This window comes from Arthrobacter sp. SDR-2R, assembly GCF_057747955.1.
In genome coordinates this window covers 197,073-214,668 of record NZ_CM173231.1, presented here as the reverse complement: position 1 = coordinate 214,668, position 17,596 = coordinate 197,073, and the positions used below count along the sequence as shown (strand labels likewise).

The window sequence follows — 17,596 nt, the reverse complement described above, 5'->3', positions numbered from 1 at the left end:
GGACGACGGCGGGCCGCCGCCGGAGTCCTGTCCGGCTAGGAAACGGGGACGTCCAATGGGGGCAGGAGACGGGGCAGCGGAGCAGTCCAGGCTGGCTGCCGAGCGCGTTGCGAGGCTGAAGCGCCAACTCGACCAGGCCGAACGTTCCACGAAGGCGTGGGACGCCGGCGCCGCAGGGGAGCGGGTGGTGGCCGACAAGCTCAGCGAACTGGTCCCGCGCGGCTGGTACGTCCTCCACGATGTCCACTGGCCCGGCCGGCCCAAAGCGAACCTTGACCACGTCCTGGTGGGCCCCGGCGGCGTGGTGGTGATCGACTCGAAGAACTGGACCGGTGAGGTGCGGGTGGCTTCCGGGGTGCTGTGGCAGGGCCGCTTTGCGCGGACCCAGGCAGTGGAAGGGGCCCTGGCCCAGTGTGCTGCCGTGGCCTCGGTGCTGACTCCGCCGCACCGCCGCCTGGTGCGTCCACTCATCTGCATGTCCGCGCAGCCCGACCTTTTCGGGGTGACTGAATCCGACGTTGCCGTGGCCGGTTCCCAGCGGGTGGTGGGAGCCATCGAAGCGCTGCCGGCCGTGCTCGACCAGCAAACAGTGGTGGGCCTGTACGCGCACCTGGGCCAGCAGCTCACCCATGAACAGGAACCAGGCATCACCGCTTTTCGCAGCGTACGGCCGGGAACCGTGGTGCGCCCGGCGGGAGCATTGCCCCCGGCCGGCCCCGCAGCAACTCCCCGCGGGAAGCCCGGCTCCCCGGACGAAACGGGCCGCAGCCAAAGTGCATCCCGGCACCCCGCGGGGCGGGCCCTCCCCCCGCGCGGAACGAAGGCAGGACAACCCACAGGGCACAGGGCGGGAGCGCCGGCCGGAACGCGGACCGGGGCGTCGGCGGGATCGGCGCGCCGCGGCAGGAACGGCAAAGCGCAGCAGCATGGCGGCACCAGTGGAGGGAAGCTTGCCCTGCTGGCGGCCTTCGTCATTTTTGCCGTCTATATCCTGCCCTACTTGGGCCGCTAGCCTCCGGCGCATCTCCTGGCAGCAGCCGGTCTTTGGCGGCCGCGCGGACTGCTCCGGTCATCCGGTTGAGCCGTTCCGAGTCCAGGGTCCAGGCCTGCCAGTACAGGGCCACGTCCTGGTGGGGGCCGTCCTCGAGCCGCACCAGGGCGCCGGACTCCAGCTCGTCCGTGAGCTGGAGCTCCGGAATCATCCCCCAGCCCAAACCGGCTTTGACTGCCGCGAGGAATCCCTGGGACGAAGGGACGGTGTGCGTTGGAGGAAGCTGCCGCAGGCTCCTGGCCGTGAGCAGCTGCTCCTGCAGGTTGTCTTTCGTGTTGAATTTCAGGACCGGCATTGCCGCCCAATCCACGCCGCCGGACACGGAAAACCGCCGGCGCAGCCCGGGGGTGGCCACCGGAACGTACCGCATGGAGCCCAGCAGTTCCACCCTGCACCCGCTCACCGGGACAGGGTCCGACGTCACCGCTCCCATGACCTCGCCCTCGCGGAGCAGCTGGCTGCTGTAGCCCTGGTCCTCAACGTGGAGATCGAGGGCTGAGTCCTCCCACGCGGCGGCCTGATGCAGGACGGGGACGAACCACGTGGCCAGTGAGTCCGCGTTGACGGCCACCGGCAGCTGGGCCCGGGCCGGCGACCCTGCGCCCAGTGCCGCCGCCGTCTCCGCTTCCAGCACCTGCACCTGGCGGGCCATCCGCAGCAGCAGCGCGCCGGCGTCGGTGGCCGTGCAGGGCAGCCTTCGGCGGACCAGGACCTGGCCTACCGACGCTTCCAGTGCCTTGATCCGCTGGCTCACGGCGGACGGCGTGATCCGGAGCAGATCGGCCGCTGCCTCGAACGTTCCTTCGTCGATGACAGCCACCAGGGCCTTCAGGTGCTCAAGATTCATGAAGACATCCTAATGAATACCAAGAATCATTAATTTGCCTGTATGTCATGCGGATCCTACCGTCAGTAAGTATGTGGACTGCTGGAATAACGGGAATGCTCACCGGGATGGCGCTGATCGTGGCGATCGGCGCCCAGAACGCCTTCGTGCTGCGCCAGGGCATCCGGCGCGAGCACATCGGGGCGGTAGTGGCCGTCTGCATGGCCGGCGACGCCTTGCTCATCGTCGCTGGCACGGCCGGCATCGGGGCGTTGGTCACCCGGTTCCCCGAGGCGCTGGAAGTCCTGCGCTGGGCCGGCGCCGCGTACCTGCTGTGGTTCGCCGCGCGGTCCTTCATGGCGGCGGTTAAACCCTCCACCCTGGCGGAGCAGGCGCCCAAGTCGAAGAACTCGGTGATCGCCACCACGGCCGCCCTGACCTTCCTGAACCCGCACGTCTACCTGGACACCGTGGTGCTGCTGGGCAGCCTCGCCAACCAGCAGGGAGCCGATCTGCGCTGGGTCTTTGCCGCAGGCGCAGTCACCGGAAGCGTGCTGTGGTTCTCCGCCCTGGGGTATGGGGCACGCGCGCTGGCTGGAGTGCTCGGCAGCCCGCGAACGTGGCGCTGGATTGATGCTGCCATCGGTGTGCTGATGCTGGCCCTGGCCATCCGCCTGGTCATGCACTGAAGTAGGCTGGAGCCGAGATCCGCAGGGGAGAAACCATGAGTAACCAGCCATCCCAGGGGCCTGACTACCAGCGTGACGGTTCGCCGTGGCCCAGCTACCGGCCGCCGGCCGAGTACGGACGGGGACAGTACGGGCAGGGACAGTACGGCCAGCCCCAGTACAACCCGGGCTCCTACAACCAGGGCCAGTACGGCCAGCCGCAGTATTTCGGCCAGCCGTCCTACTATGGCCGGCCGGTGGAAGCGAAGACCCTGAGCATCGCAAGCATGGTCTGCGGCATCGCCTCGGTCATCACGGGTTGGCTGTTGCTTCCGCAGTTTGCCGCCATCATCACCGGCCACCTGGCCCTCCGGCGCGAACCCTCCGGCAGGGGGATGTCCATCACCGGCCTGGTGCTGGGCTACCTGTGCCTCCTGGGCTACGGCGCCCTTTGGCTGCTGCTCATCATCGGCCTGGCCATCGCCGGCACCGCCGGTTCCAATACGGGCACCTTCTAGCCCTGGCCGGCTGGGAAAGCACGGCGACGGCGGCCGGGCACCTGCGCCCGTGCCGCCATCGTGCCTTCTGCCGCCGTCGTGCCTTACCCCTTGACTGCTGCGGTGGCGGGCACCTCTACCGGATACCCGGGGTAAATGGTCTCCGCCGGCGCGCGGTTGGTGGCCTTGGCCCAGGGGTAGTAGACGGCCAGGGTGGCAACGATTCCCACCAGCCAGGAAATGTCCGCGCCGCCCAGCAGCTTGGTGACGGGGCCCGTGTACAGCGCCTGCGCCAGGAACGGGACCTGGATGACGACGCCGATTCCATAGGAAACCAGGGCGGCCACGTTCCAGCGGCCGTAGCGGCCGTCCGGGTTGTAGAGGGCGGGGATGTCCAGCCGGTCCCGGGAGACCTTGTAGTAGTCCACCAGGTTGATCACGGACCAGGGCGTGAAGACCATGAGCAGCAGGAGGACGAAGTTCTTGAACAGGTTCAGGAAATCCTTGCTGGCGAACAGTGCGATGAGCACGCTGGCGCCGATTACCGCCACGATGAAGGCAATCCGCACGGCTTTGGAGACGGTATCCCTCCGGTTGACGGCGGTGCTGATGGTCACGCCGCACATGAAGGCGCCGTAGGCATTCAGGCAGTTAACCGTCAGCTTGCCGGTGACGATCATCAGGTAGATGAAGATGGCGATCAGCCCGCCGCCGGCGAGATCGCCCATGTAGCCCACCTGGTTCTTCAGGAAGTCCCCGCCCAGCTTGGCGGCGGAGAGTCCGCCGGCCAGGGCGCCCAGGGTCATGGCCCACTGCGCCCCGCCCACCGAGCCGGCGAAGGTGTACCAAAAGGTCTTCCGTTCCGAGGTGTCCGCGGGAAGGTAGCGGGAGTAGTCGGCAACGTATGGGCCGAAGGTGAGCTGCCAGCCGGCACCCAGGGCAACGGCGGTGAGGAACGTGGGCCATTCAAAGCCCTTGACCATCATCACCTGGGTGATGTCGAACTTGGTGGCAACCGCCAGGGTCAGGTACAGGAAGCCTGCCAGGCCCAGTACGGTGGCGATGCGGCCCAGCGCGTGGATGTACTTGTACCCCAGGATGGCCAGCAGGGCCGTTGCGGCACCGAAGACCAGGATTCCGACGGCGGGCGCGTCCACTCCCAGCATGAGGTTTATCGCCTGCCCCGAGAGGACGGTGCCTGTTGAGGCGAACCCGACGTACATGAGGATGACCAGCACCAGCGGAATCACGGCCCCGTAGACGCCGAACTGGGCGCGGCTGGAGATCATCTGCGGCAAGCCCAGCTTGGGACCCTGGGCTGAGTGGAGGGCCATGACCGCGCCGCCCAGCACATTTCCCACCAGCAGGCCCACTATTGCCCAGAAGGCGTCCGCGCCGAACACCACGGCCAGGGCGCCGTCCACGATGGCGGTGATCTGGGCATTGGCACCAAACCACAGGGTGAACTGGCCGCGCGGGTGTCCGTGCCGCTCGCCCGGTGGGATCATGTCGATCGATCGTGCCTCAACGGCGGTACTGCCTCCGGCCATGGCCTAACTCCTCAGTGATGGAAACGTAGGGTCCATCACACCGGGTTTGGCGGCCGGCCAACACCCGCAACCGGGTCCTGCTGTCCGGGAAACCAGACGCCTCCGCGTGTCGCGCGGCCTGGCTAGCGGAGCAGCTCCACGTCCGAGACAAGCTCGATGTGCGCCAGCATGGCGTCCGCGGCCGCCGCCGCGTCCTGGGCCCGGACGGCATCGGCGATTTTCCGATGCGACGCCAGGGACTGTTCGGGCCGGCCGGGCTGCCCCAGCGACTCCATCCGCGTTTCCAGGATCATCTCGGCGATGAAGGCCATCAGCTGTGCCAGGACGGACGAGTGTGCTGCCGCGGTGATGGCCTGGTGGAACAGTTCGTCGCCGTGGGTGCCGCGGTCGCCGTCGTTGATTTCCCTGGCCATGACGTCCAGGGCATCGTCGATGGCGGCAAGGTCCTGGCCGGTCCGGCGTTCGGCGGCGAGGGCGGCAAGCTTCACTTCCAGGGTGCTGCGCGCCTCCACGATTTCGGGCAGCCGGCTTTGGTGCTCGCGCAGGCCCTTGATGACCGAGGCTACGCTGGGCCGCCGGGCCAGGACTGCGCCGGTGCCGTGCTGCACGTCGATGACGCCAAGCACTTCCAGGGCCACCAGCGCCTGCGCCAGCGTGGCGCGGGAAACCCCAAGCCGTTCGGCAAGGTCGCGCTCCGCCGGCAGGAGATCGCCCGGCCGGAGCTGGGCGGACTCGATGTAGGCGAGGATCTGCTCCACCAGCTGCTCGTACAGCCGGGGCCGCGTGACGCGTTCCAGGCCCAGCCGTGCTGTCTTCTCCACAAAGCCCTCCCTCGGGGTCGTAGGGACCAGAATACCTCCTTCGTCTATTGACAGATAGACTCACTGTCTAAGAGGCTAGTCCAGTGAGCCAGTAACTCACGTCACATTCTTTCTTTCCCCCAACGGAGGACCAACGATGTCCGCTCCTGTCTTATCGATCATCATCCTCGCGGCGATGTTCCTGCTCGCCACCGTCCTGCCCCTCAACATGGGCGCGCTCGCCTTCGTCGGCGCGTTCCTGCTCGGCGCCCTGGTGCTGGGCATGTCCACCAACGAGATCCTGGCCAACTTTCCCGGCGGCCTCTTCCTCACCATCGTCGGCGTCACCTACCTGTTCGCCATAGCGCAGAACAACGGAACCATCGACCTGTTGGTCCGCGGCGCAGTCCGCCTGGTGGGCAGCCGCGTTGCCCTCATCCCGTGGGTCATGTTCGCCATCACCGCCGTCATCACCGCCGTGGGCGCCCTGTCTCCCGCCGCCGTCGCCATCATTGCCCCCATCGCCCTGAGCTTCGCCGGCAAGTACAAGATCAGCCCGCTGCTCATGGGCATGATGGTGATCCACGGCGCGCAGGCGGGCGGCTTCTCGCCCATCGCCGTCTACGGTGTCACCGTCAACGGCATCCTGGCCAAGACGGACCTTGCCTTCAGCCCCACCGCGCTGTTCCTGTCCAGCTTCATCTTCAACCTGGTCATCGCACTGGTGCTCTTCGTGGTCCTCGGCGGCAGGAACCTCATGTCCTCCAAGGTGGGACAGTTCGTGGAGCAGGCAGCTGAGGCACGGATGGCCGTCAGCGTCGGCGCCAAAGCCGGCGCCGACGTCCCCTTCAAGGGCTTCGGCTCCGGCATGTACGGTCCCAGGGACCCCGCAGGCGACGGCGTCGCGGCCACCAAGGAGCGCAAAGAGCGGATTCCGCAGCTGGTCACCATTGCAGGCCTGATCGTGCTGGCCGTCGTGGCCCTTGGCTTCAAGATGGACGTCGGCTTCGTCTCCATCACCATCGCCATTGTGCTGGCCCTGGCGTCACCCGCAGCCCAGAAGGGGGCCATCAACAAGATCAGCTGGTCCACCGTGCTGCTGATCTGCGGCATGCTGACGTTCGTCGGAGTGCTGGAGGAAGCTGGAACCATCAAGTTCGTTTCCAGCGGCGTTGCCGGAATGGGAATGCCGCTCCTGGCCGCCCTCATCATCTGCTTCATCGGTGCCGTGGTATCCGCCTTTGCCTCCTCCACCGCCATCCTTGCAGCGCTCATCCCGCTCGCGGTTCCGTTCCTCTCCACCGGCGAGATCGGCGCCGTCGGCGTCATCTGCGCCCTCGCAGTGTCCGCCACCATCGTGGACGTCTCACCGTTCTCCACCAACGGCGCGCTGGTTCTGGCCAATGCCCCGGAAGGCGTGGACAAGGACCAGTTCTACAAGCGGATCCTCGGCTACAGCGGCATCGTGATCGTGGCCGGCCCCGTCCTGGCATGGCTGGCGCTGGTGGTGCCCGGCTGGCTCTAGCTGCCGCTGCCCCACACCGGCGGCCGTCCGCCACCCGTTCCAGAAAGGAAACCCAAACCATGAGCACCGAGAACCGCCAAGGCCCCCTGGCCGGGCACACCGTCGTCGACCTCAGCCGCGCACTGGCCGGACCCCACGCAGGCATGATGCTGGCGGACCTCGGCGCCCGCGTCATCAAGGTGGAGAACCCCGGAACCGGTGACGACACCCGCGGCTGGGGGCCGCCCTTCGTCGGCCCCGAAGACGACCTCCAGTCCACCTACTTCATGTCCTGCAACCGCAACAAGGAGTCCATCAGCCTGGACCTGAAGAGCGGCGACGGGCAGGCGGTGCTCCGCGGCCTGCTGGAGCGGGCGGACGTGGTGATCGAAAACTTCCGGCCCGGGGTCATGGACCGGCTGGGCTTCTCCACCGCGGCGATGCATGAGCTCAACCCGCGGCTGGTGATCCTGTCCATCACCGGCTTTGGCCACGACGGGCCCGAGTCCCAGCGCAGCGGCTACGACCAGATCCTGCAGGGCGAGGCCGGACTCATGTCCCTCACCGGGTCAGGGCCGGACGACCCCCAGCGCGTCGGCGTTCCAATTGCCGACCTGCTTTCCGGGATGAACGGCGCCTTCGGCGTGCTCGCGGCGCTGGTGGAGCGGACCCGGACCGGCCAGGGCAAGGTGGTACGCACGTCGTTGCTGGCATCGCTGATCGGCGTCCATGCCTTCCAGGGCACCAGGACCACCGTTGCAGGCGAAGTTCCCCAGGCTCAGGGCAACCACCACCCGTCCATCGCCCCCTACGGCCTGTTCAACTGCAAGGACGGCAGCGTACAGATCAGCGTCGGCAGCGAGAAGCTGTGGGCGTCCTTTGCTGCGGCCTTTGGCCTGGAGCCGGGTGCCCCCGGCTTTGCCAGCAATGCCGAAAGGGTGCGGAACCGTGCGGGGGTGATTGCCGCCGTCGAACGCGCCTTCGCCGGCTACGGTGCGGCGGAACTGCTGGCGAAACTGAACGACGTCGGGATCCCGGCAGGGAAGGTCCGCTCGCTGGACGAGGTGTACGCCTGGGAGCAGGTGGCATCCCAGGGGCTGGTGGTGGATGTGGACCACCCGCTGCTCGGAAAAGTGAGCCTGCCCGGCCCGCCGCTGCGGTTCTTCGCTCCCGGGGATGCGGCCGAAACCACCCCCACCCAGCACGATGCACCGCCGCTGCTGGACGAGGACGGGCCGGCAATCCGCGAGTGGCTGGGCCTGGCTTCTGTAACGGCGGGGGCCAAATAGCATGCCGACGAGGGAAAAGGTGCGGCACCTGAACGCAACCGAACTGCTGGACGCCGTGGTGGACCAGGGCTCGTTCGTCTCCTGGGACACCGAACCGGAGCAGCCGGACGTCTCTGACGAGTACGCCCGCGACCTGGCAAAAGCGCGCGAACGCAGCGGCGCCGATGAGTCGGTGGTCACCGGCGCCGGCCTCATCCGCGGCCGCCGCGTTGCGCTGATCGTCAGCGAATTCTCCTTCCTGGCCGGCTCCATCGGCCACGCGGCGGCGCAACGGATCGTTGCCGCCGTCGAACGCGCCACCGCGGAGGGGCTGCCGCTGCTGGCCGGGCCTGCGTCCGGGGGAACCCGGATGCAGGAAGGGACGCTCGCGTTCCTGTCCATGGTGAAGATCACCGGCGCCGTCCGGGCGCACCGCCAGGCCGGGCTGCCGTACCTGGTCTACCTGCGGCACCCCACCACCGGTGGCGTCATGGCATCGTGGGGTTCCTTGGGCCATATCAACGTGGCGGAACCTGGGTCCCTGCTGGGCTTCCTGGGTCCCCGGGTGTACGAGGCGCTGTACGGCGAGGCGTTCCCGGAGAACGTGCAGGTGGCGGAGAACCTCTTCCACAAGGGACTGATCGACGGCGTGGTGGAACCCGGCGATCTTGCAGACCTGGTGGGCCGGGCACTGGACATCCTCTCTCCCGGGGGTCCGGTGGCTGCGCGCCCTGCCCCTCCCGAGACCCTCAACGTCCGGCCTTCAACAGTTGACGCCTGGACGTCCATCGGGATCTCCCGGCGTCCCCGGCGGCCGGACCTGCGCCAGCTGCTGAAGGTCGGCGCCACCGACGCTCTCCCCCTGAACGGAACCGGACAGGGGGAGAAGGACCCCGGGTTGCTGCTGGCACTGGCGCGCTTTGGCACCCAGTCCTGCATCGTCCTGGGCCACGCCCGCCCGCTTCGGAAGGACGCCGCCGGGATGGGACCGGGCTCCTTGCGGGAGGCGCGCCGCGGCATGAAGCTGGCGGAGGAACTGCGGCTGCCGCTGCTCACCGTGATCGACACCGCGGGCGCTGCTTTGTCGCAGGAGGCGGAGGAGGGCGGACTCGCCGGCGAAATTGCGCGCTCGCTGCACGAACTGATCGGTCTGGAATCGCCGTCGGTCTCCGTGCTGCTTGGCCAGGGCGCCGGGGGAGGTGCCCTGGCACTGCTGCCCGCGGACAGGACCATCGCGGCCCAGCACAGCTGGCTTTCACCGCTTCCTCCGGAAGGTGCCAGCGCCATTGTGCACCGGACCACCGCGTTCGCCCCGGCCATGGCCCAGGCGCAGGGAGTGAACGTGGCCGCGCTGTACGCGAACGGCCTGGTGGACCACATTGTGGATGAGCGGGACGATGCTTCTCTGGAGCCGCGCGAATTCTGCACCCGGATGGCCCGGGCGATTGAGTTTGAGCTGGGCTCGGTGGCCGGCGTTCCCGTGCCGGAACTCGTGGCTGCCCGGGCGCGGAAGTTCGCATCCCTCGGCGGCAGCTGACGGTTGCCACTTGGTCGTGGGGGGGCAGGCCCGGGAGGCGCCGGAGTATCGGTTCCGGCGCTTCCTACGGCTGGTCCGGCACGTAGAGGGCCATAATGACGCCCGTGGCGGTGTGTGCGGCTTCGAGGAGCCGCAGCGGCGTTTTTGTTGCCCCGGTGAAAAGCTGGTGACCGTTGCCCAGCACCAGGGGATGGATCATGAGCAGGTACTCGTCGATTTGATCTGCCGCCATAAGGCTGCGGATCAGCACTCCGCTGCCCATGATCACGAGGTTCCCGGGGAAGGTTTCCCGGAGCTCCTTCACAGCCGCCGGAACGTCCCCGCGAAGGAGCGTTGAGTTTGGCCACTCAAGCTTCAAGGCGGGGTCACCGGAGGCGACGTACTTGGGCGTGTTGTTCAGGGCGTCCTTGAATGGACCGCCCTGGGCGTTCCATGACGACAGGAGCTGCACGTAGGTGCGCCGTCCAAAGAGGAAGGCGTGGCCGGCGCCCATGCGCCCGCCCATCTTCTGGACCGTCGCCTGGTCGGCACGCGGAACGGCCCAGCCGCCGCCGGTGAATCCTCCCCGGGGATCTTCGTCCGGGCGCCCCGGTCCCTGCATGACGCCATCGAGCGTCACATGGTTCATCACCACGACCTTGCCCACTGCGGTCAGCCTTTCCGTCGCGGGAAGCGCCCGCGGCGGCGGGCGGCACCCGCTGCCAAGGGACTACCTCCTGGACTGGAGTCTGGTCCGGTGGGCGTTCCTGCGCAGCTGCAGGATGCGCGCTCCGCCTGCCACGGCCACCAAGACGCCGCCTGATACGGCAGCGATGAACAGTGCCATCCCCAGCGGGACGGACCCCTCAAAACCAAGGAACCGGACCAGGGCCTGGTCCTGGTTCTGCAGGATGAAGACGATCAGCAGGATCAGGAGCACCAAGGATGCCACGACACCTGCCCAGATGACTCCGGCGCGGGTGACCTTGCGTTCAGGGACTCCACGGCCCGTCGCCGCTGTCCCGGTGGCCGGTGTCCCCGTTGTTCCGACTGTTCCCCCTGCGTCCGGTGCGTAGGACGGCGCGCCGCCGTAGGTTGCGGCCCGGTCTCCCGATGGCTGCGCTGCGTTCGACGGCGTGGTGGCATCCGGTTCCTGCCGGCCTTCCGGCCCTGGCGTGTACTGTCCTGCGCTCATGTCCGTCCCCTTTCCCAAAATGCTAAGCATGCTTATTGTCTAACCATAGACGCCCCGGTTGACGCGGCACAACGACCGGTACCGCGTCCTGCGTTAGGAATTGCGTCATGACCGGCGCAATGACCTGCGCAGGGAAAGGGTGCGGGGGAGCCGTCGGCCAGGAGGGGCCCTCACGTGAGAACCCCTCCTTCCGGCAGTCTGGCCGGGCCATTTTCGGTCCGGTCAGCCCGGCCCGGGTCTCACCGCCCGGGTCAGACCCTCTCCTTGCTCCGTTCGGCGGAGGGGGTGCGGGGCGCAGGCATCCTGCGCCAGTTGGGGAAGGCCCAGAACGTGAAGTCCGGTGCCTTGACCGGCTCCTCCGGAGTTTCCGCAGGGGCTTCCGTTTCGGCTTCAGGCCGGCGCTTGGTTTCTTTCCTGGCGCCCCACCCGAAGTCCTTGTTCGATGCGTAGCACATCACAGACCTCCTCATGGTGACTGCCCTTTAATCGTCCTCCTGATTGGCGGGGGAGTCGATATGCCAACGCAGTCCAGGGGCAGCGAACGCACCAGAGGCCTCAGCGGCCGCATGAGTGATGTCCGCGCTTGTCAGGCGCCGTCAACCACGTCCTGTGCCTCCTGCGGGCGGTGGAACTCGCAGGGCCCCTGATGCCGGAGGGGGAGGAGGCAGGTCCGTCCCGTGGGCAGGTGGACCAGCGCGCACCGGCCTGTCATCGCCAGGTCTTCCCTGACGTTCGAGTTGCTCATGTCTGGACGTCCGTCGTCTGCCGTCATGGTGGCTTCGGTGCCTGGGGCAGGGTGTTCAACGTTCATGGTGGGGCAACTCCTCATCGGGCGGAGGGCGAATGGAGGGTGTTGAAAGGTGCTCCTTCAAGTGTGCGCCGCCAGGGTTACCAGCGGATTAAGCCGGTGTTAGGAGCAGGTCAACATCTGCCCTCCGGCGAAGCTTCCCGAAGTTTCCCTAGTAGCCCAGCTGGTGGGCCACCTGCAGGAGGAGGGCTTCGGAGCCCATGGGGCCAACAAGTTGGATTCCCATGGGAAGTCCACTGCCGGCGCTACCCCCGGTCCAGTGCACGGGAACGGTGATGGCCGGCAGGCCGCACACATTCACCATGGAGGACCACGGGGCGTATTCGCACTGCTTCCGGTAGTCGCCGTCGGCGTCCCCGGGCCACTGCGCCGACGGCCAGCGCTCCCCGCCATGCGCCGTGCCGGTGAACCATCCCACCGGCCGCGGCGTCTGCGCCAGGGCCGGCATCAGCATCAGGTCCCACTGCCCGTACTGCGCCACCGTGTCATGCTGGAACTGCCGCAGGAATGCCAGTGCCTCTGCGAGCTTGGCGGGGCTGCGCTGCTGTGCCCGACGGCGGAAGGTCCGCGTCAAGGGGGCCAGCAGAGCTTCACGCGTCGGACTGATCCTGGCTGCGCCCACCCCGGCGGTCCACGCCGTCGTGAAGGCATCCGGGTAACGGTTGTCGTAGCGGACGGATGCATCATCCAGGCTGTGGCCGGCGTGTTCCAGGAGGGCCTCACCGGCACGGAGCGCGTCCAGGGCTTCCTGTTCGGGCGTGAAGGGAAACGTGCCGGACCACGGGCTGTCCAGGGTGACGCCGATCCGCAGCCGCGGCGGCTCCTCTTGTTGCACTGCCCGGAGGTAGTGGTTTCCCGGGACCAGGACGTCCATCATCAGCGCCGCGTCCTCCGTGCTGTGGGCAAGGGGACCGGGCACCACCAGCCGCGCGGGATCGCCGGCACTTTCCCCGGCTGCCACCAGCCCTCGGCCCGGCTTCAGGCCCACCAGGCCGCATGCTGCCGCCGGGATGCGGACTGACCCGCCGCCGTCGGTCCCCGGAGCGAAAGGCAGCAGCCCCGCTGCCACGGCCGCTGCACTGCCGCCGGACGAACCTCCCGAACTCCTGCTGGGTGCATGGGGATTGCGCGACGGCGGTGCGAAGCGGTTTTCGCTGTAGGCCGTCAGTCCGAATTCAGGTACCTGTGTCTTGCCCAGCGAAACCACGCCGGCATCCTTGAAGAGGGACACCAGCGGAGCGTCGGCGGGGGCGGGTTTGTGGTCAAGGGCGGCACTGCCGTGCGTGGTCACCACCCCGGCCACGTCCGTCAGGTCCTTGAAGGCAAGGGGCATGCCGTGCAGCACAGGCAGGTCATCGGCGTCGGCGCGGGCATGCACGGCATCGGCCGCCTTGGCCTGGTCCATGGCCTGTTCCGCGGTCACGGTGATGAAGGCGCCGAGAAGGGCGTTCCGCTGGCCGGTCCGGGCCAGGAAATGGGCGGCGGCCTCCGCGGCGGACACTGCTCCACTCCGCAGGAGGTCCCGCAGGGCCAGTGCCGAAAGCTCATGGAGTTCAGTCACGGAACCGGGACTCCGTTTGCGCACCGGCAGGCCGTTCCGTGCGGGCGGCCGGAGCCGGGGGTGCGGGGAGGGCGGCGGGCTGTTGGGACATGAAAACCTCCTTGGGCTTCACCAGCCTAACCCGGGGCTTTTTGCATACCTGTTCACGGTGGAAGGGGGCGGAAGAGCTAGGCTTAAACCTGAATCTGATCCGCCAAGACAGGACTCCGATGAGTGACTTCGATACCGTCCCCGTGCATGACATTCCCGCTGACGCGGTGATCCTGGACGTCCGGGAGGACTACGAATGGGTCGCCGGCCACGCTGACGGCGCACTCCACATCCCCATGGACCAGATCCCGGCCCGGCTGGGTGAGCTCGATCCGGACGAGGACCTCTATGTCATCTGCCGTACGGGCGGCCGCTCCTTCCGCGTTGCCCAATGGCTCACGGGGCAGGGATATTCCGCCATCAACGTCTCGGGCGGGATGGACCAGTGGCTGGAGGCCGGCAAACCTTTGGTTTCGGACAACGGACTCAAGCCGTTGGTGCTTTAGTGGCCGGTACTTCCCGCACCTACACGTTCCTGGGTCCGGAAGGCACCTTCACCGAGGCTGCCCTCCTCCAGGTACCCGATGCCCTTGAGGCGGTGAGGATCCCGGCGTCGAACGTCAACTCCGCCCTTGGGAAGGTTCGTGAAGGTGCGGCCGACGCCGCCATGGTCCCCATCGAGAACTCCGTGGAGGGCGGTGTCACGGCCACGCTGGACGCCATCGCCACCGGCCAGGAACTGCGGATCATCCGCGAGGTCCTGATTCCCATCAGCTTTGTCCTGGTAACCCGTCCCGGGGCTCGGTTGGAAGATGTCCGGCGCGTTTCCACGCACGGCCACGCCTGGGCCCAGTGCAGGCTGTGGATGGACAAGAACATACCCGATGCGGAATACGTTCCCGGCTCCTCGACCGCCGCCGCGGCCGTGGGGTTGCTGGCGGCCGACTGCCACTACGACGCGGCCATCTGCGCGCCGCTGGTGGCCAGCGAACATGCTGGACTGTCCGTGCTGGCGGAGGATATCGGTGACAACCCGGGTGCGGTCACCCGCTTCATCCTGGTGAGCCTGCCAGGGGCCCTGCCGGCCCGGACCGGTGCGGACAAAACCACGGTGGTGGTGCCGCTTCCGGAGGACCGTCCCGGAGCCCTGATGGAGATCCTGGACCAGTTCGCCAGCCGCGGCGTCAACCTCAGCCGGATCGAGTCCCGGCCCACGGGCCAGTACCTGGGACACTACTTCTTCAGCATTGATGCCGACGGCCACGCAGGCGAGGCGAGGGTGGCCGACGCGCTGGCGGGGCTGCACCGCATCAGCCCGGGGACGCGTTTCCTTGGCTCGTACGCCAGGGCAGACAAGCAGCAGACGCCGGTCCCGGCCTATGTCTCCGACGCGGCGTTCTCTGCGGCCCAATCATGGGTGGAATCCATACTCGATGCAGAATCCGTCGCAGGTGAAACCGGTTCCGCAGCTTCGCCCAGAGCGTAGGCAAATGGCTTGGGAACTACTTCCGCGGGCTGCGGACAATGCGTATGCTTGCTTGATCCACACGGGGTATGGCCCCTGACGAAGGGAGAGGGTCATGACCAGCAGCACTGAGAACGACGGCCAGGGGATGATCGTCAACCCCAAGCCGACCGCTGACAACCAGGACTGGGACGGGGATGACGCTGACCGCGCCGACCGCCTGCGCTTCGAGGAAGAGCAGGCCATGATCCGCGAGCAGTCTGAAGCCCACGCTGCCGCCAAGGCGGCCGCCGATGCAAAGAAGCAGGCCAGCGCCTGAGCCGCGCAGCACTCTTGCTTTTGTCACGTAACAGCGCTGTCAGCGCTCTTTTGTCAACGCACCTTTGCTAACGCACCGCCGTGGCACTGCTGCCATGGACGTCCCGCTTGACCCGGACCAGGAGTGACCGCGGCAGAACCTGGACGGTGAGCTGCGTGGCTTCACCCGAGGTGTCGCCGTCGAGCTGTGTGGGCATGGGTTCGGGGCACTTGATCACCACCCTGCCTGACCGGTAAACGGTCATGATGGGCAGCTTGCCGCTGTGCTTGAACATGATTTTCACGTACATCAGCAGCCACCCCAGCGCGCTGCGGGGGCTCATCACCACAACGTCGAGCATGCCGTCGTCGATCATGGCCTGCGGGATCAGGTCGATGCCGCCGGGGACAAGGCCGCAATTGGCGAAAAGCACACTGCGGATATTCCTTACCTGCTCCGGGTTTCCGTCCAGCGCAATGGAAACCTTCTTTCGCCGGCCCGGCAGGTGGCGTACGCCCGCCTCCGTGTACGCGAGCCAGCCCACCGCCTTCTTCAACCCGTCATTGGTGTCGGCCAGGACCTCGGCATCCATGCCTATCCCGGCGATCACCAGGAAGATGTGCTCGGAGTAGTGGCCGGTCCGGGAGTTCTCGATGGCCATCCGTGCGGTGTCGATGTAGCGCTGGCGGCCGAAGAGTGCTGTCTGGACGTTGCCGTGAAGGTCGTTCACATCCAGGTCCACGTTCCGCGCCAGCAGGTTGCCGGTACCCAGTGGAATCAAACCCATGGCAATGTCCGTGTGCGCCAGGGCCTCGGCCACCACCCGGACGGTACCGTCGCCGCCGCCCGCAAGGACGACGTCCGGCTTGCCGGCCAGGACGGCCTGCATCTGGGAAAAGCCGGGGTCCTCCGCCGTCGTCTCGAAGAAGACAGGCTCCTCCCACCCGGCTGCCAGGCAGGCGCGCTGGATGATTTCCCTCGCTTCCCCGGCCCGCGCCTTGATTGGATTCAGGACCACGGCCACCCGCTGCTGCGCCAGCCCGGAGTCGTAAACTTCCCCCGCCACGGTGCTGCGCATATGCAGTGCTTTGAGGCGGCGCACCCCCCACCAGCTGGACGTGGCGAAGGCAAGCGCCACCGCAATCAGCAGGTAGAGAATCCAGTCGCTCATGGTGCTTCAACAGTAGCCGTGCGGGCGGCGCGTGGGGGCACGCACCCTGCCGCCCGCCGTCGTGCGCGGTATTGGATACCCTTGTGTGGTGATCGACGTAAAAGACCTCAGCGAAAACCCGGAGAAATACCGTGCCAGCCAGCGTGCCCGTGGCGCGGACGAATCAGTGGTGGACGCGATCATCTCCGCGGATTCCGCCCGCCGCGCTGCCCTGATCCGCTTTGAAAACCTCCGCGCCGAGCAGAACGTGTTCGGCAAGAAGGTGGCGCAGGCCAAGGGTGAAGAGAAGCAGGCGTTGCTGGCAGAGGTCAAGGAGCTCGCCAACTCGGTTAAGGCTGCGTCTGCCGAGGCCGATGCCGCGCAGACCAAGCAGGAAGAACTCCTGCGCACCATCCCCAACCTTATTGAGGACGGCGTGCCCGAGGGCGGCGAGGACGACTACGTGGTGGTCAAGACCGTCGGCACCCCCCGCGAATTCCCCGACTTCGAGCCGCGCGACCACTTGGAGATCGGCGAGCTGATCGGCGCCATAGATATGGAACGCGGTGCCAAGGTCTCTGGTGCCCGGTTCTACTTCCTGCGCGGTGTGGGTGCCCGGCTGGAGATGGCCCTGCTGCAGATGGCCATGGACCAGGCCATCGAGGCAGGGTTCGTCCCGATGATCACCCCCACGCTGGTGCGTCCCGAGACCATGCAGGGGACCGGCTTCGATGTGAAGCACGACGCCGAGATCTACCGACTCGCCGAAGACGACCTGTACCTGGTGGGCACCTCCGAGGTTGCCCTGGCCGGGTACCACGCAGACGAGATCCTGGACTTCTCCAAGGGCCCCATCCGTTACGCCGGCCAGAGCTCCTGCTACCGCCGCGAGGCCGGCTCGCACGGCAAGGACACCCGAGGCATTATCCGCGTCCACCAGTTCAACAAGGTGGAGATGTTCATCTACACCACTGTTGAAGAGGCCGCCGCCGAGCACCAGCGCCTCCTGGCGTGGGAAGAGGAAATGCTGGCCAAGTGCGAACTGCCGTACCGCGTGATCGACACCGCTGCCGGTGACCTCGGCACCTCCGCCGCACGCAAGTACGACTGCGAAGCCTGGGTTCCCACGCAGGGCGCCTACCGCGAGCTGACCTCCACCTCCAACTGCACCACCTTCCAGGCGCGCCGCCTGAATATCCGTGAGCGCGTGGTGAACTCCGAGGGCGTCGCCAAGGGCACCCGGGCAGTGGCCACCCTGAACGGCACCCTCGCCACCACGCGCTGGATCGTGGCGCTGCTGGAGCACCACCAGAACCCGGACGGCTCCGTCAACGTGCCCAAGGCGCTGCAGAAGTACCTGGGCGGCCTCGAGGTCCTGCCGGTCCCCTAAAGGACCTTTCATAAGCTTG

Annotated in this window: 19 protein-coding genes; 10 read left to right on the top strand and 9 right to left on the bottom strand. The window is 67.2% G+C overall.

Annotated features, from left to right (window positions below):
• Positions 1 to 55 precede the first annotated feature (55 nt).
• A complete protein-coding gene (locus AC3ANU_RS01040) occupies positions 56 to 1,012 on the top strand; it encodes a nuclease-related domain-containing protein (RefSeq protein WP_488315266.1) in 957 nt (318 codons plus the stop codon).
• On the opposite strand, the gene AC3ANU_RS01035 is transcribed toward AC3ANU_RS01040, so the two are convergent.
• On the bottom strand, positions 972 to 1,898 hold the full coding sequence (locus AC3ANU_RS01035) for a LysR family transcriptional regulator ArgP (protein WP_488315265.1): 927 nt from the start codon (positions 1,896 to 1,898) through the stop codon (positions 972 to 974). The two genes, AC3ANU_RS01040 and AC3ANU_RS01035, sit on opposite strands and share 41 nt — an antisense overlap.
• A 95-nt stretch (positions 1,899 to 1,993) precedes the next feature.
• Between AC3ANU_RS01035 and AC3ANU_RS01030 the strand changes: the two genes are divergently transcribed.
• Together AC3ANU_RS01030 and AC3ANU_RS01025 are read left to right on the top strand one after the other, a co-directional pair.
• Positions 1,994 to 2,566: a LysE/ArgO family amino acid transporter gene (locus AC3ANU_RS01030; protein WP_488315264.1), complete on the top strand. Its 573-nt coding sequence runs from the start codon at positions 1,994 to 1,996 to the stop codon at positions 2,564 to 2,566.
• 35 nt (positions 2,567 to 2,601) lie between these two features.
• Positions 2,602 to 3,063: a DUF4190 domain-containing protein gene (locus tag AC3ANU_RS01025; RefSeq protein WP_056388438.1), complete on the top strand. Its 462-nt coding sequence runs from the start codon at positions 2,602 to 2,604 to the stop codon at positions 3,061 to 3,063.
• A gap of 83 nt (positions 3,064 to 3,146) precedes the next feature.
• Here the strand turns inward: AC3ANU_RS01025 and AC3ANU_RS01020 are convergent, their stop codons facing one another.
• Both AC3ANU_RS01020 and AC3ANU_RS01015 read right to left on the bottom strand, forming a co-directional pair.
• Positions 3,147 to 4,592 (bottom strand): purine-cytosine permease family protein, encoded by a 1,446-nt coding sequence (locus AC3ANU_RS01020; protein WP_488315263.1) that lies wholly within the window; start codon positions 4,590 to 4,592, stop codon positions 3,147 to 3,149.
• Positions 4,593 to 4,714: 122 nt separating this feature from the next.
• Positions 4,715 to 5,413, bottom strand: coding sequence for a FadR/GntR family transcriptional regulator (locus AC3ANU_RS01015; RefSeq protein ID WP_488315262.1), 699 nt, complete (start codon positions 5,411 to 5,413; stop codon positions 4,715 to 4,717).
• A gap of 136 nt (positions 5,414 to 5,549) precedes the next feature.
• On the opposite strand from AC3ANU_RS01015, the gene AC3ANU_RS01010 reads away from it, so the two are divergent.
• The 3 genes from AC3ANU_RS01010 to AC3ANU_RS01000 are packed head-to-tail and all read left to right on the top strand — an operon-like array spanning position 5,550 to position 9,701.
• Positions 5,550 to 6,917 (top strand): SLC13 family permease, encoded by a 1,368-nt coding sequence (locus AC3ANU_RS01010; RefSeq protein ID WP_488315261.1) that lies wholly within the window; start codon positions 5,550 to 5,552, stop codon positions 6,915 to 6,917.
• Positions 6,918 to 6,976: 59 nt separating this feature from the next.
• Positions 6,977 to 8,185, top strand: coding sequence for a CaiB/BaiF CoA transferase family protein (locus AC3ANU_RS01005; protein WP_488315260.1), 1,209 nt, complete (start codon positions 6,977 to 6,979; stop codon positions 8,183 to 8,185).
• Position 8,186: 1 nt separating this feature from the next.
• Positions 8,187 to 9,701, top strand: a complete 1,515-nt coding sequence (locus tag AC3ANU_RS01000; RefSeq protein ID WP_223993370.1) for a carboxyl transferase domain-containing protein — start codon at positions 8,187 to 8,189, stop codon at positions 9,699 to 9,701.
• 64 nt (positions 9,702 to 9,765) lie between these two features.
• Here AC3ANU_RS01000 and AC3ANU_RS00995 read toward each other — a convergent pair whose 3' ends face one another.
• From AC3ANU_RS00995 to AC3ANU_RS00975, 5 genes are all read right to left on the bottom strand, one after another.
• On the bottom strand, positions 9,766 to 10,347 hold the full coding sequence (locus AC3ANU_RS00995; RefSeq protein ID WP_224084200.1) for a dihydrofolate reductase family protein: 582 nt from the start codon (positions 10,345 to 10,347) through the stop codon (positions 9,766 to 9,768).
• Positions 10,348 to 10,410: 63 nt separating this feature from the next.
• Entirely contained in the window at positions 10,411 to 10,875 is a 465-nt protein-coding gene (locus AC3ANU_RS00990) for a LapA family protein (protein ID WP_134165320.1), read from the bottom strand.
• Positions 10,876 to 11,126: 251 nt separating this feature from the next.
• Positions 11,127 to 11,330: a hypothetical protein gene (locus tag AC3ANU_RS00985; RefSeq protein WP_018770279.1), complete on the bottom strand. Its 204-nt coding sequence runs from the start codon at positions 11,328 to 11,330 to the stop codon at positions 11,127 to 11,129.
• Positions 11,331 to 11,461: 131 nt separating this feature from the next.
• Positions 11,462 to 11,686, bottom strand: coding sequence for a hypothetical protein (locus AC3ANU_RS00980; protein ID WP_056388427.1), 225 nt, complete (start codon positions 11,684 to 11,686; stop codon positions 11,462 to 11,464).
• Positions 11,687 to 11,834: 148 nt separating this feature from the next.
• Positions 11,835 to 13,244 (bottom strand): amidase, encoded by a 1,410-nt coding sequence (locus AC3ANU_RS00975; RefSeq protein ID WP_488315259.1) that lies wholly within the window; start codon positions 13,242 to 13,244, stop codon positions 11,835 to 11,837.
• Positions 13,245 to 13,453: 209 nt separating this feature from the next.
• Here AC3ANU_RS00975 and AC3ANU_RS00970 point away from each other — a divergent pair, with 209 nt between their 5' ends.
• From AC3ANU_RS00970 to AC3ANU_RS00960, 3 genes are all read left to right on the top strand, one after another.
• Positions 13,454 to 13,780 (top strand): rhodanese-like domain-containing protein, encoded by a 327-nt coding sequence (locus AC3ANU_RS00970; RefSeq protein WP_056388424.1) that lies wholly within the window; start codon positions 13,454 to 13,456, stop codon positions 13,778 to 13,780.
• On the top strand, positions 13,780 to 14,760 hold the full coding sequence (gene pheA, locus AC3ANU_RS00965; protein ID WP_134165318.1) for a prephenate dehydratase: 981 nt from the start codon (positions 13,780 to 13,782) through the stop codon (positions 14,758 to 14,760). The genes AC3ANU_RS00970 and pheA overlap by 1 nt, the downstream gene beginning before the upstream one ends.
• Before the next feature lie 94 nt (positions 14,761 to 14,854).
• Complete coding sequence (locus AC3ANU_RS00960; RefSeq protein WP_056388420.1) at positions 14,855 to 15,058, top strand: hypothetical protein; 204 nt, start codon at positions 14,855 to 14,857, stop codon at positions 15,056 to 15,058.
• A gap of 67 nt (positions 15,059 to 15,125) precedes the next feature.
• Here the strand turns inward: AC3ANU_RS00960 and AC3ANU_RS00955 are convergent, their stop codons facing one another.
• Positions 15,126 to 16,208 carry a diacylglycerol/lipid kinase family protein gene (locus tag AC3ANU_RS00955; RefSeq protein ID WP_018770273.1) on the bottom strand — a complete coding sequence of 361 codons (1,083 nt, stop codon included), beginning with the start codon at positions 16,206 to 16,208 and terminating at the stop codon, positions 15,126 to 15,128.
• A gap of 88 nt (positions 16,209 to 16,296) precedes the next feature.
• Here AC3ANU_RS00955 and serS point away from each other — a divergent pair, with 88 nt between their 5' ends.
• The gene (gene serS, locus AC3ANU_RS00950) at positions 16,297 to 17,577 is read left to right on the top strand and encodes a serine--tRNA ligase (protein ID WP_488315258.1); all 1,281 of its coding nucleotides are present in this window, start codon (positions 16,297 to 16,299) and stop codon (positions 17,575 to 17,577) included.
• Positions 17,578 to 17,596 lie beyond the last annotated feature (19 nt).

What these genes read in the sequence shown, in the direction of transcription:
- AC3ANU_RS00985 (WP_018770279.1), bottom strand. Translation starts at nt 11,330, where the DNA reads ATGTGCTACGCATCGAACAAGGACTTCGGGTGGGGCGCCAGGAAAGAA.
- AC3ANU_RS01025 (WP_056388438.1), top strand. Translation starts at nt 2,602, where the DNA reads ATGAGTAACCAGCCATCCCAGGGGCCTGACTACCAGCGTGACGGTTCG.
- AC3ANU_RS01010 (WP_488315261.1), top strand. Translation starts at nt 5,550, where the DNA reads ATGTCCGCTCCTGTCTTATCGATCATCATCCTCGCGGCGATGTTCCTG.
- AC3ANU_RS00970 (WP_056388424.1), top strand. Translation starts at nt 13,454, where the DNA reads ATGAGTGACTTCGATACCGTCCCCGTGCATGACATTCCCGCTGACGCG.
- AC3ANU_RS01020 (WP_488315263.1), bottom strand. Translation starts at nt 4,592, where the DNA reads ATGGCCGGAGGCAGTACCGCCGTTGAGGCACGATCGATCGACATGATC.
- AC3ANU_RS00960 (WP_056388420.1), top strand. Translation starts at nt 14,855, where the DNA reads ATGACCAGCAGCACTGAGAACGACGGCCAGGGGATGATCGTCAACCCC.
- AC3ANU_RS01040 (WP_488315266.1), top strand. Translation starts at nt 56, where the DNA reads ATGGGGGCAGGAGACGGGGCAGCGGAGCAGTCCAGGCTGGCTGCCGAG.
- AC3ANU_RS00980 (WP_056388427.1), bottom strand. Translation starts at nt 11,686, where the DNA reads ATGAACGTTGAACACCCTGCCCCAGGCACCGAAGCCACCATGACGGCA.
- AC3ANU_RS01000 (WP_223993370.1), top strand. Translation starts at nt 8,187, where the DNA reads ATGCCGACGAGGGAAAAGGTGCGGCACCTGAACGCAACCGAACTGCTG.
- AC3ANU_RS00990 (WP_134165320.1), bottom strand. Translation starts at nt 10,875, where the DNA reads ATGAGCGCAGGACAGTACACGCCAGGGCCGGAAGGCCGGCAGGAACCG.
- AC3ANU_RS00955 (WP_018770273.1), bottom strand. Translation starts at nt 16,208, where the DNA reads ATGAGCGACTGGATTCTCTACCTGCTGATTGCGGTGGCGCTTGCCTTC.
- AC3ANU_RS01005 (WP_488315260.1), top strand. Translation starts at nt 6,977, where the DNA reads ATGAGCACCGAGAACCGCCAAGGCCCCCTGGCCGGGCACACCGTCGTC.
- AC3ANU_RS01035 (WP_488315265.1), bottom strand. Translation starts at nt 1,898, where the DNA reads ATGAATCTTGAGCACCTGAAGGCCCTGGTGGCTGTCATCGACGAAGGA.
- AC3ANU_RS01030 (WP_488315264.1), top strand. Translation starts at nt 1,994, where the DNA reads ATGCTCACCGGGATGGCGCTGATCGTGGCGATCGGCGCCCAGAACGCC.